At 56.6% G+C, this 281-nt stretch carries 1 protein-coding gene; it reads right to left on the bottom strand.

What is annotated here, in order from left to right; genetic code table 11:
* Positions 1–281: calcium-binding protein (locus AB9K37_RS00015; RefSeq protein WP_369835040.1), on the bottom strand; the 281-nt coding region annotated here is incomplete at both ends.

The following is a 281-nucleotide window of genomic DNA, read 5'->3' as shown; positions in this document are numbered from 1 at the left end:
GCATCTGCGCCGCCCTTGCCTTTTAGGATGTCGTTCCCTTCGCCGCCGCTCAGGGTATCATTCCCTTTGCCTCCGATCAGAGTGTCTCGTCCCTCCAGTCCGGCTAGGAAATTCTCACCGCCGTCGCCAACGAGCTTGTCGTTGTAGATTGTTCCGAACGCATCTTCGATCGATTTCAGCGTGTCCCTGTCCCCGAAACCATCGATCGCAAATCCCTTCGCAAGATTGACCGTGACCCCGTCAAAGCCACCATTGGTTTCGTCAGCGGCGTAATCCACCAG

Origin of the sequence: Donghicola sp. XS_ASV15, assembly GCF_041224595.1 — a bacterium.
In the GTDB taxonomy this organism is placed as follows: domain Bacteria; phylum Pseudomonadota; class Alphaproteobacteria; order Rhodobacterales; family Rhodobacteraceae; genus Donghicola.
This window is presented reverse-complemented; position numbering and strand designations above follow the sequence as displayed.